We start from the raw sequence: 15,674 nt of genomic DNA, 5'->3' as shown, positions 1-15,674 counted from the left end.
GCGCTGCGCGGGTCCTGTCGATCCGTGGTCTCCGTTCGCATTCCGTCCGCCCGTCAGCGCAAAAGGTCGACAGGACCTTCCATCCGGCGGGACCTATCGTCTTGCGGGCTGCGGCTCAAGCCGTGAGGGCGAGAAGCGATGCGAACTCCTCGCGCATCCCCTCCCCGACCGGCTCCGTCGCGCCGCCCCGGATCACGGCATGAGCGCGCTCTGCACGCCGGAGGCTCTCGCCGGTCAGTTCCGGTACGCCCGAGGCGATCGCGCGCATCTCGGTCATGTCGCCGTTGCAGTGGAGAGCGAGATCGCAGCCGGCGTCGATCGCAGCGCGAGCCAGCATGTCCATGTCGCCCTGCAGCGCCTTCATCGACATATCGTCGCTCATCAAAAGACCGTCGAAGCGCAGCGCCCCACGGATGATTTGCGAGATAACGACGGGCGAAATCGTTGCCGGACGATCGGGATCGAGCGTCTCATAGCGGATGTGCGCCGTCATTCCGGCCGGGAGATCGGCGAGTTCGGCGAACGGCAGGAAGTCGTGGCTTTCGAGTTCCGCGCGGCTGGCGCGCACGTATGGCAGCTCCAGATGGCTGTCGACCTCGGTCCGGCCGTGCCCCGGAATATGCTTCATCACCGGGAGTACCCCGCCCGCCGCAAGGCCCGACGCAGCAGCGCGCCCCAGCGTCGCGACGACGTCCGGGCTGTCCGCATAGGCGCGATCGCCGATCACCGAATGCGAGCCCGGTGCCGGAAGATCGAGGCATGGGAGGCAATTGACGTTGATGCCGTAGCCGCCGAGGAGGTCGTCCGCCAGCAGACGCCCCTGCAGCCACGCCGCGCGGCGGCCTGCCGCCTCGTCCGCCGCGAAGACGCGCCCGATCTCGGCAGCCGGGGGAAATCGTTGCGCGAAGGGCGGTCGAAGGCGCTGGACGCGTCCGCCCTCCTGATCGATCAGGACGGGAACGTCGTCGCCGCCGCGCACCTCCTTCAGTTCCGCCACGAGATCGCGAACCTGTTGCGGTTCGCCGATGTTGCGGCCGAACAGGATGAAGCCCCAAGGGCGCTCGTCGGCGAAGAAGGCTCGCTCGTCCGCATTCAGACGCTGGCCGATGCAGCCGGAGATCCAGGCCTTCGATCCGTTCATCGCCGTCTTCTCGCTGGGCATGGGAGCGTCGGACGCCGGAACCGCGTCGCGCCGAGGGAATCCGGTCCGGCGATCGCCCGCCAGACCTCCGATGGTCGCCGCTGCGGCCAGCGTCAGCGCGTCACGAAGCAGCTGCCGCCGGCCGACTTGACGCTTTCGCATACGCTGTTCGCTTCGCTCTTCGACGCTGCGGCGACGCGCACGCGATAGAACGTGCCCTTGCCGGGGATCTCCGCCGCCTTGATGCCGAGGCTGCGCCCGCCGATGGCACCGGAATAGCGCTTGCTGAGGTTGGCGAGCGATTCTTGAGCGGCCGCCTGCGACGGCTGCGACGCGATCTGGACGTAGTAGGCATCGGCACCGGCCGGCGCCTCGACCGCCGCGACGCGCTGCGGCTCGGGCTTGGCGGGGGCGGCGGTCGCTTCGACATTCGCCGGCTCCTCGTCTTCCGCGGGCGCGGGAGCCGTGGTGGAGGCCGTCGTCAGCGAGGCCTCGTCGGTGCCGAACGGCAGCTGGGGCGTGATGCCGGCCACCGGATCGAGTGTCGCGGCGTGCGCCTGCATGGATGCGGCCGCCGTCAGGAGAGAGGTCCCGTCGACCGGAACCTCGCTGGCGACCAGCGTCCCGTCGGGCCGAACCGAGAGCGTGCGCACCTTGCGGGGCTGGAGCGTGCCGTCGGCGGGCTCCTTGGCTTCCGCCACCTCTTGCGCGGGCTCTTCGCCGGGGAGCGGGATCTGTTCGCCGACCTCGACGCCGGGCAGGGAATCGACCGGGGCGTCCTCCTCCTCGGCGATGTCCATGGGCTCTTCCATGGCGGTGACGAGCGAGCTCTGCTTTGGCGCCGTGGTCGCCGACGAGGCTCCGGCCACCTTCTGGTAGACGGCCTTGTTCTGGTTCGGGATCGTCTTGCCGCCGGGATCGACCGGCGCGATCTTGTAGGGCTCAGCATCGGCCTTGATCAGCATCGAGCCGTCGCCCGAGGTCGGGCCGCTCGTGCCCATCAGGCTCGCGCCGCCCGCGATCGCGACGATCGCCACCACCGCGACGCCGCCCATCAGCATGACGCCGCGCATGCGCGAGCGGCTGCGGACCGGCATGTCGTCGTAGGGTTCGTAGTCCCGCTCGGCCTCGTCGTAGCCCACGGCGTCGTCGTCGTCGTAGAGCGCATGCGCCGGGGCCGGGCCGCCCTGCATGGCCGCGAGCTCGCTGTTGATCAGCTCGTCGAAGTCGTCGAGCGTGATCGCCTGACGCGGCTCGAGATCGTAGTCGGCATCGCGCGCGGGGGCGAAGGACTGCGTTTCCGCCGGATTGGTGTTGCGCGGGCGCGCCGGCATGCTCAGACCGAGAAGCGCTTCGTCGATCTGACGATCGGCATCACCGCTGCCGCGAATGCCGCGCGGCAACGAGCCCGGCGCGACGGCTGCGCGCGGAGCCGCCGACACGGCCTGCACCTGCGGCGCGGCGCCGGTCGGCTGATACGTGAAGTTCTCCCACTCGTTCGCCTCGACCTCGACGGGCTCGAACCCGCCATAGGTCGACGAACCACCGCGCTGGCTGGTCATCGGAGGATCGATGTGGCGCGCGGCATCGGAATACCGGCCACCCTCGCCCGCACCGCGACCGCCGAAATCCTTCGCGTCCTTCATGACCTGACCCCACTCCGCAAGACGATCCGTACGCCTGGACCGTGCCGTCGAACGAGGTCTGCCACTAGGGCGCGAACTTGTTCAAAGCGTGGTCCGTTCAGCGCATCTCTTCGGGCGCGTGGACTCCGATCAGCTTGAGACCGGAGGCGATCACGAAGGCGACGGCCTGCACGAGCCCGAGGCGCGCTAGGCTTGTTGTCGCATCGTTAGCCTTAACGAAGCGTAACTCCGGGTGATCCTTGCCGCGATTGTACTGCCCGTGGAACGCCGAGGCGAGGTCGTAGAGATAGAACGCGAGGCGATGGGGCTCCTTGGCGAGCGACGCCGCCTGGACCAGCCGCGGGTACTCGGCGAGCTTGCGGATCAGCGCCAGTTCGCCCTCGTCCGTCAGCAGCGACAGGGTCTCGGCATCGACCGTGGCGACCGCCGACACGTCGATCCCCTCGCCTTCCGCCTGCCGCATGATCGAGCGCGCGCGGGCATGGGCGTACTGCACGTAGAAGACCGGGTTGTCCTTGGACTGCTCGGTCACCTTCTGGAAATCGAAGTCGAGCGGCGCGTCGCTCTTGCGGAACAGCATCATGAAGCGGACGGGATCGCGCCCCACCTCGTTCACGACGTCGGCGAGCGTCACGAACTCGCCCGCGCGCTTGGACATGCGCACCGGCTCGCCGTTGCGGAAGAGCTTCACGAGCTGGCAGAGGACGACGTCGACATGCGCCTTGTCGCCCGCCACAGCCTTCGCGACCGCCTCCAGCCGCTTGACGTAACCGCCATGGTCGGCGCCGAGGACATATACCATCTCGTCGAAGCCGCGCGCGAACTTGTCGGCGAAGTAGGCGACGTCGGCCGCGAAATAGGTATAGGTCCCGTCCGACTTCACGAGCGGACGGTCGACGTCGTCGCCGACTTCCGTCGAGCGCAGGAGCGTCTGCTCGCGGTCTTCCCAGTCTTCCGGCAGCTGGCCTTTCGGCGGGGGCAGCGTGCCCTGGTAGACGAAGCCGCGCTCGCGAAGGTCATCGACGGCTTGGGTGATCCGGCTCGGGTCGCCCTCGTGCAGCGTCTTCTCGGAGAAGAACACGTCCTGCGTGATGTCGAGTGCCTTCAGGTCGTCGCGGATCGACATCATCATCGCCGCGATCGCATAGGACTTGACGGTCGGCAGCCATTCCGACTCGTCCTGGTCGAGCAGTCCGCGCCCGTAGCGGATCGCGAGCGCGGCGCCGACCGTCTTGAGGTAGTCGCCGGGGTATAGACCGGCGGGGATCTCGCCGATCGCCTCGCCCAGCGCCTCGCGGTAGCGCAGGAAGGTCGAGCGCGCGAGCACCTCGATCTGCGCACCGGCGTCGTTGATGTAATATTCCTTCGAGACCTCGTTGCCGGCGAAGGCCATGACGTTGGCGATCGCGTCGCCGACGACCGCGCCGCGGCAATGGCCGACATGCAGCGGCCCGGTCGGGTTGGCGGAGACGTATTCGACGTTCACCCGGTGACCCGTCGCCTCGCCCCGGCCGTAGTCGAGGCCGCGGGCCAGAAGCTCATGCAGATGCTGGGTCCAGTAGGCGCTCTTCAGGCGCAGGTTGATGAAGCCGGGACCGGCCACCTCGACGGTCTCGACATCGCTGTCCTGCCGCAGGGCGTCCGCAAAGGCGTCGGCGAGTTCGCGCGGCTTCGCGCCGAGCGGCTTGGCGAGGACCATCGCCGCATTCGTCGACAGGTCGCCATGCGAGGCGTCGCGCGGCGGCTCGACGCCGATGCGCGAGAGATCGGCGCCCTCGTTCCCGCGAGCATTCAGAACCGCTTCGACCCGTTCCCGAATACGCTGCTCGAAGTCTGCGAAGATGTTCATCACATGATCCGGTCTTGCGGGGGCGCTGCAAAAACGCGACGGCAGCGCACGCTGGAAACGACGACGGGGATGACCCGCGAGCGGCGGCGCTAACGCAAATCCGGCGTATCGTCAAACAAGCGGCGGTGCTCGGCGAGCGCGAAGCTGTCGGTCATCCCGGACAGGTAGTCCCCGACATGACGCGCCAGACGCTCGGGCGGCAGCCCCTGCGCGGCCTCGCTCCAGCCGGCGGGCAGGAGGTCCGGCCGCTCGACCAGCCGGTCGAACAGCGCCCCGACCACCTGCTCGGCCTGCCGCATCGTGTCGAAGACGAGCGGGTTTCGATAGACACGCTGGAAGAGGAACGCCCGCGTCTGCGCGACCTGCGCCCGCATCGTCGGCGAGAAGTCGACGAGGGTCCGCCCCGCCGAGCGCACATCCTCGACGCTCGCGACAGCCTGCGTAGCAAGGCTCTCCAGCGTCGTCGCGATGACGTCCTCGACGAGCCGCGTGATGTGCCGGCGCATGATCTCGTGCCCCGTACGGACCGGGTCGAGATCGGGATGGCGTGCACGCACCTCGCGCAGGATGTCGCCGGCCAGATCGAGCGCTTCCAGATCGTCGAGGGCGATGAGCCCCGCGCGCAGGCCGTCGTCGAGATCGTGGGTGTTGTAGGCGATGTCGTCCGAGATCGCCGCTGCCTGCGCCTCGAGGCTGGCGAAACTGTCGAGCGCCAACGGGAACCGGGCGTCGAAGGCCGCGATCTGCGGCGGCACGGGGTGGCGGCTCGTGGCATTCGGTCCGACCAGCGGCCCGTTGTGCTTCACCAGTCCTTCCAGCGTCTCGAAGGTAAGGTTCAGCCCGTCGAACTCGGCGTAGCGACGCTCCAGCGCGGTGACGATGCGCAGTGACTGGGCGTTGTGGTCGAAGCCGCCGAAGTCCGCGAGCTTGCGGTCCAGCGCCCTCTCGCCGGCGTGGCCGAACGGCGTGTGGCCGAAATCGTGGACCAGCGCGATCGCTTCGGTCAGGTCCTCGTCGAGCCGAAGCGCACGGGCAAAGGCGCGCGCGATCTGGGAGACCTCGATCGTATGGGTCAGCCGGGTCCGGTAATGGTCGCCCTCGTAGGCGACGAAGACCTGCGTCTTGTGCTTCAGGCGCCGGAAGGCGGTGGAGTGGACGATCCGGTCGCGGTCGCGCTGGAAGGGCGTGCGCGTGCGGCTCTCGGGCTCGGGGACGAGCCGTCCTCGCGAGGCGTCCGCCCGCACGGCGAAGGGTGCCAGACCGTCGTGGCCGGTTCCGATGCGATGGGTCGTCCAGTCCGTCATGGCCGTCCGCGAAATTGAGCGCCGGCGGAGCGACGCGAGGCGGGCGAGATTGACCCTCCCCTTGCGCGTCCATACCTTAGCGACACGACCCCAACAACAAGAGGCCGGTCTGCCGCCGATGCGGCGCCGGGTCAGCCATGAGCGAGACGCTCGCCAATTCCATCACCATGTCCGACGCGGCCGCCCGCCGCATCAAGGCGATCGTTGCCAAGAGCGAGACCGAAAACGCGCTGCGAATCTCCGTCGAAGGCGGTGGTTGCTCGGGCTTCTCCTACAAGTTCGATCTCACGCGCGATGCCGAGAGCGACGACGTCGTGATCGAAAAGGACGGTGCGCGCGTCCTCGTCGACCAGACATCGCTGGCGTATCTCGACGGCTCGGTGGTGGATTTCGTGGACGACCTGATGGGCCAGTCCTTCCAGATCCGCAACCCGAACGCGACCGCCTCCTGCGGCTGCGGCACGTCCTTCGCGATTTGACAGACCCGGCCAGCGGAGGGCATGGCCTTGGCCATCCTCTTCCGACCGGAACTCCGCCCATGCTGCTCGCCACCTGGAACATCAACGGCGTCAAGGCACGGTCCGAGGCGCTGCTGGCGTGGCTGGACGAGCGCCAGCCCGAAATTGTCGGGCTGCAGGAGATCAAGAGCGTCGACGAGAGCTTCCCCCGTGCCGATCTGGAGGCGCGCGGCTGGCATGTCGAGACCCACGGCCAGAAAGGCTTCAACGGGGTGGCTCTCCTTTCGCGACAGCCGCCGGTCTCGGTCGAGCGGGGCCTGCCGGGAGACGCGACCGACGAGCAGTCGCGTTTCATCGAGGGGATCTGGGAGGTCGGCGGCAAGCCGCTCCGTTTCGCCTCCCTCTATCTGCCGAACGGCAACCCGATCGGCACCGAGAAGTTCAGCTACAAGCTCGCCTGGATGAAGCGCCTCGAAGCGCATGCGCGGCGCCGCCTCGGCGAGGAACTGCCGTTCCTGCTGGCGGGCGACTACAACGTCATTCCCCAGCCGGAGGACGTGAAGAACCCGGCGGCCTGGGCGGAAGACGCGCTCTATCAGCCGGAAAGCCGCGAGGCCTATCGCCGGCTTCTCAACCTCGGCCTGACCGACGCCGTGCGCGCGTCCAGCGATCAGGCGGAAACCTATACGTTCTGGGACTATCAGGCCGGTGCCTGGCAGAAGAACAACGGGATCCGTATCGACCACGTCCTGCTCTCGCCCGAGGCCGCCGTGGCGCTCCGTTCGGTCGCGATCGACAAGCATGTGCGCGCCTGGGAGAAGCCGTCCGACCACGTGCCCGTGGTCGTGGAGATCAACCCCGCCGCCCTGCGCTAGTTCGCGGGGGCGGTGCCGCTTTCGGCGAAGGCGATGGCGGTCTTGCGATCGTCCTCGGAGGAAAGCGAGAACGCCTCCTCCTGCAACGGGCGAATCCACTCCCGGTCCTTCGGCGCGGCCAGCTTGTAGGCGCGCGTCATCATCGCCAGTCCGCGCGCGGGTTCGGCTCGCATGGCGATCGCGTCGCCGTCGAAGATCAGGTAGCCGAGAAGCGCCTCGGCCTTTACATAGCCCTTATGGGCTGAAAGCTTCAGCCAACGTGCGGCCTGCCGCGGGTTCGCCCGCCCGCCCTCGCCCGCCAGCAGCATCCTGCCGAGCTCGAACTGCGCGCGCGCGTCTCCGAAATAGGTCGCGGCATGGGTGTAGAGCTGGCGAGCCTGCGATACATCGGGCTTGACCGGCGTCCCCGAGATCCCGGACCGCAAATACTCCGCCAGAGCCAGAACGGCGCTGACGACGTAGGGCGCGTTGGGCGAGGACGCGGTGTCGTCCTCCTGGTCGCGCACGATCTGCTCGAACATCTTGAAGGCTTCGAAGTCGTCCTCGACCACGCCGTCGCCCGCCGCATACATCTGGCCGAGCTTCCAGCGAGCGCCGGGATGGCCGAGCTTGGCGGCATGCTGAAGCGCATCGATCGCCGCCGCCGTCTCGCCCCGCTTGTAGGCCGCAAAGCCCATGGAGAAGACATCGCGCGGGCTGGAGGACGGCGCCTCCAGCACCGGGTTGGCGGACGGGTCGAGCGCCAGCGCCGGCCCGGCGCCGATCGACAGCGCCATCAGTCCAACAGGGACGAGCGCCTTAAGATGCCGCATCGACGCGAACCGCACGGCTTGCACAACCGATTGTCGACCCTGCGGCGACGCCGCGGGCCGAGCGGCCAAAGGGCCCCTTCCGATCGGTTGTCGATTTCATCGTCCGCTCCTCCGTGTCGAGGATCGGATAAACAGCTTGCGCCATCATGCCCTGCGAATGTCCGTCCCCGCACTTCACGATCGTGGGTGGTCCGCCTTTATGGCGGCAGCGCGGCATTCTTTCCTGGCGGGCCTTATAGGCGATGCTTGTCTGCAATAGTGTTGCTGTCGCTCCACACATCGGCGAACCTTGGTCGTGCGAACGGCGGCACCAGCCCCTAGGCCGATGCCGCCGTTCTCGATGCGCGTATGGGATCAGAACGAGAGCTTCAGCGACACGTTCGCGGCGTAGACCCAGTCGTTGCCGACGTCGGCATCGAACACGGCGCCGCTCGTGCGGCGCTGCTCGCCGTCGGTCCAGTAGCCGATCAGGCCACCGACCCGCAGTTCGGCCCAGTCGTTGTTCTTGAGGGCTAGGCCGCCCGACAGCGTGTAGAGATCGGTGTAAGTGGTTTCCGCACCGGTCGAGACGCCGGTGTCGTAGCCGATCGAGATGCTGCCCGAAACGTTCTCGTTGAAGGCGCGGCCGATGCCGATGGTCGCGGTATAGCCGTCATCCCAATAGTAGGGGCTGACGCTCGAGTTGCCGGCAACCGTCGTGACCACCGCCCGGTTGGTGCTCCAGTCGGTCCAGCGGAACGAGGCCAGCAGAAGCGTGCCTTCCGCGATGCCCGTCTGGGCGTTGATGTAGAGGCTTTGCGGGCTGGTCGCGGTGTTCTGGAAGGCCGGGAGGTTGCTGGCGAGGACGGTGCCGCCCGTCGGCAGCGCGGAGACGAGCTGCGGCGGAATATTGATGCCACGCTGCGCGAGAAACGCCGCGGCCTGCGGGATCGAGAGCTGACGACCGTCCGCGAGCTGGACGAAGGCGTTGTTGGAGGCGACCAGCGTTCCGGTGCCCGTGATGTCGTCATGCTCCACCTCGGAGCGGTAGAGAACCTGCGCCCGCAGCGCGATCTCCGGGATCTCGAAGGCGGCGCCGATCCGGTAGCCGGCCGAGAAGCCCTGGCTCGTATCGGCGGTGAGCGCGACGGGAAGCAGCAACTGTCCGCCGAACGACGCCAGAGCACCCTGCAGGGCGCCAGGGAGCGTCGAGCCGAGGTTGCGCGCTGCAAGGCTCGTACCGTTGAAGTTGAAGTCTTCGCCGAACACGCCGCCCAGAAGGCTGAAGCGCATCCCGTTCGTCGAATAACTCACTCGGCAGGTGCCGCTGATCTCGTCGGAATCGAAGTTGAGATCGCGAACGCGCGAACCGCCCGGGAAACCGGCAGGCTGCGCGCCGCCGGGCAGCGAGGAGTAGTCCCCGTCGGCGGCGAACGATTCGACGTAATTGCCGACGCAGGCAACCGACTCGTTTCCGAGCTTCAAGGCAGCGCTCGGGATCCGATACGTGCCGGTGTAGTCGCCGTAATCGCCCGACACGCCGTTGACGCGCTCGAACCCGCGAGCCGGATTGACGTAGGTGAAGCCGAGGCGCGTGCTGAACGGAGCGGCCTCATAGAGCACGTCTGTATCGGCCGTGCCGCGCTGGAAGCCGCCGGCCTGCGCGGCGCCGGCGCCCAACAGGACCAGGATTGTCGTCTGCGCCAGGCGCGCCTTGAAACCGCTCATGCTTTCCCCCACCGGTCGTCTCATGCGGGCATTCCCCCTGCCCGTCCGTATGACCGAACCGTGTCATGATGCGAAGGCGTTGGGAATACAGGCGAAAGCACGGCGACAGGTTGGCGAAACGTGCGCAGGACGCGATGCCAAGCCCCGAAAATGCTTCAGGGATTTCTCTCAAGGCATTGCGTTCGTTTTACAATTTTTCTCAGCTCGAACTCTATCGAGTGCGAGCCGCTTCTCGACGCTCGGTTGTCCTCTCCCTTCCGTAAACGGAAGAATTCAACCACCGTTGCCGGAACGCTACACGCCCGGCAACGGTGGTCGGAACCGCAGCTAGCGAAGCATGGCCAGCGCGGCGTCGAGCTTCTCGGCCTCGGCCTGATAGTCGGCCCGCTTCTCGCGTTCCTGCACCACCACCTCTTCCGGGGCGTTCGCCACGAACCGCTCGTTGGAGAGCTTCTTGTCGATGCGATCGACTTCCGTCCTGGCCTTGGCGGCCGCCTTCGTCAGGCGGGCGATCTCGGCGGAGACGTCGATCGTCCCGGCGAGCGGCAGGGCATAGGCCCGCGTGTCGAGGACGAACTGCACGGACTGCGGCGGAGCGACCTCGGCCGCCTCGATGCTCGACAGGCGGGCCAGACGCTTCAGAGCCGCCTCGTGACGCACCAGCCGTTCCCGCGTCTTCGCATCGACGCCCACAGCCACCAGCGGCGCCTCGGCGCCGGGTGGCACGTTCATCTCGGCGCGGATGGAACGGATTTCGCCGACGAGCGCAACGAGCCAGTTCAGATCGTCGGACGCGTCCGAATCATGGAACGCGAGCGCCGGCCACTCGCCGTGGCAAAGGAGTCCGTCGCGCGGGCGGGATCCGGCGGTCGCCGTCCAGAGCTCTTCGGTCAGGAAGGGCATGAACGGGTGGAGAAGCGCATAGACCCGATCCAGAACGAAGCCGGTGACGCGCCGCGTCTCGACCTTGGCCGCCTCGTCCTCGCTCAGGAACACGGGCTTGGCGAGCTCCAGATACCAGTCGCAGACCGTGTTCCAGGTGAAGCGGTAAATTGCAGCGGCCGCGTCGTTGAAGCGGTAGGACTCCAGCGCCGCGTCGACCTCCGAGATCGCGGTCGCCAGCTCGCTTATCAGCCAGCGGTTGAGCGGTAGGGACAGGGCCTCGGGATCGACCGGGACATTGTGCTCGGCGCCGTTCATCTCGGCAAAGCGCGTTGCGTTCCAGAGCTTGGTGCCGAAGTTGCGATAACCGCCGATCCGCTGCGGATCGAGCTTCACGTCGCGTCCCTGCGCCGCCATGATCGCCAGCGTGAAGCGCAGGGCATCGGCGCCGAACTCGTCGATCAGGTCGAGCGGATCGACGACGTTGCCCTTCGACTTCGACATCTTGGCCCCGTTCTTGTCGCGAACGAGAGCGTGCATGTAGACGGTGCCGAACGGTTCCTGGCCGGTGAAATGCAGGCCCATCATCATCATCCGGGCGACCCAGAAGAAGATGATGTCGAAGCCGCTGACGAGGACATTGGTCGGATAGTAGGTCGCAAGCTCCGGGGTCTGGTCCGGCCAGCCGAGCGTCGAGAACGGCCAGAGCGCGGAGGAGAACCAGGTGTCCAGCACGTCCTCGTCGCGCCGCAGGAAGCCGTCAAAGACGGATCCGGTCTCGGCCATCTCCCGCGCCTGCGCATCCGTCAGGGTGCCGTTGGTGACGTAGTGGGCGAGCGCCGCGCCGGCGACGATCTCCTCGTCCTCGTCCACGAACACCGCGCCGTCCGGCCCGTACCAGGCGGGAATCTGATGACCCCACCAGAGCTGGCGCGAGATGCACCAGGGCTGGATGTTCTCCATCCAGTCGAAATAGGTCTTCTCCCAGTTGCGTGGAACGAAGGTCGTGCGGCCTTCGCGCACGCTGGCGATCGCCGGCTGGGCCAGCGTCTTCGTGTCGACATACCACTGGTCGGTCAGGAACGGCTCGATCGGCACGCCGCCCCGGTCGCCGTGCGGCACCATGTGGACGTGATCCTCGACCTTCGCGAGATAGCCCTCGCCCTCCATCCAGTCGACGATGAGCTTGCGCGCGGCGAAGCGGTCGAGGCCTTCGAACATGCCGACGGCCCGCTCGCCGTCCGCAGGAAACAGGCCTTCCAGGAACTCGGCGTTGTCGCGGATCGAGATTGTGGCATCCGCCGCAAGAACGGAGATGCGCGCTAGCCCATGGCGCTCGCCGACCTCGAAATCGTTGAAGTCGTGTGCGGGAGTGATCTTCACCGCGCCCGAGCCCGCCTCCGGATCGGCATAGTCGTCGGCCACCACGGGAATGACGCGCCCGACCAAGGGTAGCCGGACATTCTTGCCGACAAGATCGGTGTAGCGCTCGTCGGAGCCGTTCACCGCGACGCCGGAATCGCCGAGCATGGTCTCGGGCCGCGTCGTCGCGACCGTGATGAAGGTCGCGGGGTTCGACGGATCGTAGTCGCGCCCTTCGACCGGATAGCGGAAATGCCAGAGATGGCCGCGGATTTCGCGCTGCTCGACCTCGATGTCGGAGATCGCGGTCAGGAGCTTCGGGTCCCAGTTGACCAGCCGCTTGTCGCGATAGATCAGGCCCTCGCGGTGAAGCTGCACGAAGACGCGGCGGACCGCCCGCGACAGGCCGTCGTCCATGGTGAAGCGCTCGCGCGACCAGTCGCACGACGCACCGAGGCGCCGCAGCTGCCCGAGGATGGCGCCGCCCGATTCGCCCTTCCACTGCCAGATGCGCTCGATGAAGGCCTCGCGGCCCATTGCCCGGCGGCCGGGCTCCTTGCGTTCCGCAAGCTGACGCTCGACCACCATCTGCGTCGCGATGCCGGCATGGTCGAGGCCGGGCTGCCAGAGGACGTTCTGTCCGAGCATCCGGCGATGCCGCACGAGGATGTCCTGCAGCGTGTTGTTCAGAGCGTGCCCGATGTGCAGCGAGCCCGTGACGTTCGGCGGCGGAATCACGATGGAGAAGGGATCGGCGCCGGGCTTGGCGCCCGCCCCGGCCCGAAATGCATCGGCGGCCTCCCACCGATCGGCCACGCGGGGCTCGATCGCGGCAGCGTCGTAGGTCTTCTCCATGGGCGGGCATCCAGATCGATCAGAATCGCGACCGGGTTTCGAGCAAGACGTCCGCGATGTCAACGAACCGGGCTTCGGTCCCCTTCGGGCCCGTCCTCATACGACGAAGGGCGCGCTTCCCACGAAACGCGCCCTCGTCCGAAGTCACGATGTCGATGGATATGTCAGCGCTTGATGCCGCCCCGCGCGAGCCGCTCGATTTCCTCGCGGATGAGCCGTTCGACCATCTTCGGCAGGTTGTCGTCGAGCCAGTCGCGCAGCATCGGCTGCAGCATTTCCTGCGCCATGGCCTCCAGCGAGCGGAGTTCGCCCTGCCGGATCGCTTCGGCCAATTCGTTGAAGGAGGCGCCGACGAGCTGTCCTGTCGTCGGCGAGACCAGTGGGGGCGGCGTGTCACCGAAGCGGCTGGAGGCGCCAGCCCCCTCGTCCGCCCGGCGCGCGTCGGTATTGGCGGGCTCGAAGGCGTTCCGCTCCATCGGAGCCTCGTAGTTGGCAGAGGCGTGCGCATTCGGAGCGCCCGCGTTGGGCTGACCGGCGGCCGCGGGCGCGGTGAACGGGTGGGGATCGACGTCTTGGCTCATGGAACGAAGTCCTGGATCCGAAAAGCGTTCATCCTGCGGCCGCTCGACCGGGGCGTCCGCCTGGGCTGCCTCATACCGCGTCTCGATCCGCTCCCAAGTCGCCGCTAGCTCGGTCTCGAGTTCGGCGGTGAGATGGTCGTCATCGGTCAGATGTCCCTGCGCCGCGACATGCACGGGTTCCGGGGGCGATGGGAAACGGAGCGGCGCCGGCGCGCCGTTCGCGTCCGGCTGCACACTCACCGAAAGGGGCTCCTGAAAGGAGGCGCCGGCCAGGAAAGCCGGAATCTGCCGGGCTGCGCCGACGGCCGCTTCCCGATTCGCGCCGGTCGACTTCTCGTCGCCCGTCTCGATGATCCGCCGGATGGATGCGAGGATCTCGTCCATGGACGGCTCCTGCGCGACACTCGCCTTGCTCATGAAACCCGTACCCGATCTGGATCCGCGGCCGCCACCCGACGCGAATCTGCTGGGAGAGTACGCCGCTTGTGTCCGCGCAGGAATCCCAAGTTCGTCCGAAGGGCAGTTTATAAACGAATTTTTAATGCGATCGGGCGGGACGGCTTATGACGCCGCCGTGTGTCAGCGGCCGTCCGGCGTCCGCAGACCGTACCACTTGTCCTGCACGGCCTGGTAATGCTCTTCCGGCTCGTAGCGGTCGACCTCCAGAGCGAGCCGGTCGGGAAGCAGGCTGCCGACCGCGGAGGCCAGCGTGTAGGCTGCAACGATCGTGTCGCGCTGCGCGCCTGCCAGCAGGATCTGGGCGGTGATCACGTCGGACTGCGCGTTCAGGACGTCGAGCGTCGTGCGCTGGCCGACATTGCGCTCCTCCACGACACCGTTCAGCGCGAGCTGCGCAGCGGCGACCTGGGCGCGATAGCCCTGCACGTTGGCCTCGGCCGCCTGGCGCTGAGCCCAGGCGCTCGCCACCGCCGAGCGAACCTGATCGCGGACGTTGTCCACCTCGATCCGGCGCTGCGACAGCGTTTCCTTGGCCTGACGGACGCGCGAGGCGACGAGGCCGCCCTGGTAGATCGGAACGGTCAGCTGCGCGCCGACCGTTCCGGATACCTCGTTCTGCGTGTTCACGTCGACGCCGGGCAGCTGATTGGGATCGCGATCCGACAGCGCGTAGGCGTTGTCGATCTGTCCGGTGACGGCCAGCGTGGGCAGGCGCGCGCCTTCGGCGGACTTCACCTGGAAGGAGGCGGCATCGACGGCGAACTTTGTCGCCTGGATCGCCGGGTGCTGCTCCTGCGAGACGCGCACCGCCTCGCCGACCGAGGACGGGATCGCACCGCGGTTGGGCGGCGTTCCGGCCTCGAGGTTGCCCGGCGGATCGCCGACGACGTCGAGATACTGCGCTTCGCTGCTGGCCACCTGGGACAGCGCGGTATTGAGAAGCGCGGTCGCCAGCGCCTGCTGCGCCTGCGCCTGCGCGACGTCCGTGCGCGTGCCCTCGCCCACGTCGAAGCGCGCCTGCGCCGCGCGGACCTGTTCGTTCAGGAAGGCGAGGCTCTGACGGCGGAAGGCTGCGACCTCGCGATCGCGGCGCACGTTCATGAAGACGGTCACGGTGTCGAGGAGCGTATCCTGCACCGTGTTGTCGAGGTTCTTCTGCGAGGCGCGGACCTGGGCCTGCGCGGCGTTGACGTTGTTCGGGGTTTGAAACCCGTCGAACAACGTCTGATTGACTTGGATGCCGGTCGTGATCACGCCGGACCGAAGCTTCTGGGTCTCCAGTCCGTCACCGAACGTCGTGCGCGAACGCGACCCCTGGGTCGACACGACACCCTGCACGCGCGGGCGGAGTCCGGCGCGCGCCTGCGGCACGTTCTCGTCGGTCGCCCGCAGCTGGGCGCGAGCGGAATTGAGGCTCTGGCTGTTCGAATAGGCCTTGGCCAGCGCTTCCCGGAGGGTTTCGGCGCTGGCGAGATCGACGCTCGTCGCCATCAGAAGCGCCGAGAGGGAGGCCAGGATCCACGTCTTCTTGCGCAAGATGCATTCTCCGAAATCGGACGTATGCCAAACACACCGGCACACGAGAGGCCCAGACGAACCTCGCCCGAACCTTATCGAGTAGGATGTGTACCGAACGACGTCCAAACGCCAGCCTGCAAAACGGCGGCCGACGGTTTTGCACGGCGGGTGTGGCGCGACTCAAACACTTGGCGAATGTAAAATCTGCCGCATCAGGCTTGAGCC

General features: G+C 67.4%; 11 protein-coding genes. 2 read left to right on the top strand and 9 right to left on the bottom strand.

The genetic code is table 11. The features are described from left to right. Window positions 1-115: 115 nt before the first annotated feature. The 4 genes from nagZ to ASF65_RS01300 form a co-directional block, all read right to left on the bottom strand. Window positions 116-1,141, bottom strand: coding sequence for a beta-N-acetylhexosaminidase (nagZ, locus tag ASF65_RS01315; RefSeq protein WP_055884982.1), 1,026 nt, complete (start codon window positions 1,139-1,141; stop codon window positions 116-118). A 113-nt stretch (window positions 1,142-1,254) separates the two neighbouring features. Beyond that, window positions 1,255-2,787: an SPOR domain-containing protein gene (locus tag ASF65_RS01310; protein ID WP_055883983.1), complete on the bottom strand. Its 1,533-nt coding sequence runs from the start codon at window positions 2,785-2,787 to the stop codon at window positions 1,255-1,257. Window positions 2,788-2,884: 97 nt separating this feature from the next. Then, window positions 2,885-4,636, bottom strand: a complete 1,752-nt coding sequence (gene argS, locus ASF65_RS01305) for an arginine--tRNA ligase (protein ID WP_055883982.1) — start codon at window positions 4,634-4,636, stop codon at window positions 2,885-2,887. 89 nt (window positions 4,637-4,725) lie between these two features. Next, window positions 4,726-5,940 (bottom strand): deoxyguanosinetriphosphate triphosphohydrolase, encoded by a 1,215-nt coding sequence (locus ASF65_RS01300; protein ID WP_055883979.1) that lies wholly within the window; start codon window positions 5,938-5,940, stop codon window positions 4,726-4,728. A gap of 137 nt (window positions 5,941-6,077) precedes the next feature. Here ASF65_RS01300 and erpA point away from each other — a divergent pair, with 137 nt between their 5' ends. Next, the gene (gene erpA, locus ASF65_RS01295; RefSeq protein ID WP_055883975.1) at window positions 6,078-6,419 is read left to right on the top strand and encodes an iron-sulfur cluster insertion protein ErpA; all 342 of its coding nucleotides are present in this window, start codon (window positions 6,078-6,080) and stop codon (window positions 6,417-6,419) included. A 59-nt stretch (window positions 6,420-6,478) separates the two neighbouring features. Continuing rightward, on the top strand, window positions 6,479-7,273 hold the full coding sequence (xth, locus tag ASF65_RS01290) for an exodeoxyribonuclease III (protein ID WP_055883972.1): 795 nt from the start codon (window positions 6,479-6,481) through the stop codon (window positions 7,271-7,273). Here xth and ASF65_RS01285 read toward each other — a convergent pair. The 5 genes from ASF65_RS01285 to ASF65_RS01265 form a co-directional block, all read right to left on the bottom strand. After that, the gene (locus ASF65_RS01285; RefSeq protein WP_055884979.1) at window positions 7,270-8,085 is read right to left on the bottom strand and encodes a tetratricopeptide repeat protein; all 816 of its coding nucleotides are present in this window, start codon (window positions 8,083-8,085) and stop codon (window positions 7,270-7,272) included. The two genes, xth and ASF65_RS01285, sit on opposite strands and share 4 nt — an antisense overlap. Window positions 8,086-8,439: 354 nt before the next feature. After that, window positions 8,440-9,792, bottom strand: coding sequence for a hypothetical protein (locus ASF65_RS01280; RefSeq protein ID WP_055883970.1), 1,353 nt, complete (start codon window positions 9,790-9,792; stop codon window positions 8,440-8,442). A gap of 327 nt (window positions 9,793-10,119) precedes the next feature. After that, window positions 10,120-12,891, bottom strand: a complete 2,772-nt coding sequence (locus tag ASF65_RS01275; RefSeq protein ID WP_055883967.1) for a valine--tRNA ligase — start codon at window positions 12,889-12,891, stop codon at window positions 10,120-10,122. Window positions 12,892-13,055: 164 nt separating this feature from the next. Then, window positions 13,056-13,856 carry a DUF2497 domain-containing protein gene (locus tag ASF65_RS22225; RefSeq protein ID WP_055883964.1) on the bottom strand — a complete coding sequence of 267 codons (801 nt, stop codon included), beginning with the start codon at window positions 13,854-13,856 and terminating at the stop codon, window positions 13,056-13,058. A 195-nt stretch (window positions 13,857-14,051) separates the two neighbouring features. Next, window positions 14,052-15,467 (bottom strand): TolC family outer membrane protein, encoded by a 1,416-nt coding sequence (locus ASF65_RS01265; RefSeq protein WP_244486523.1) that lies wholly within the window; start codon window positions 15,465-15,467, stop codon window positions 14,052-14,054. Between the last annotated feature and the right edge of the window lie 207 nt (window positions 15,468-15,674).

It is taken from the genome of Aureimonas sp. Leaf324 (assembly GCF_001423245.1).
Taxonomy (GTDB): Bacteria; Pseudomonadota; Alphaproteobacteria; order Rhizobiales; family Rhizobiaceae; genus Aureimonas.
Note: the sequence above shows the minus strand (reverse complement) of the source record. Positions and strands in the feature narration are given on the sequence as shown.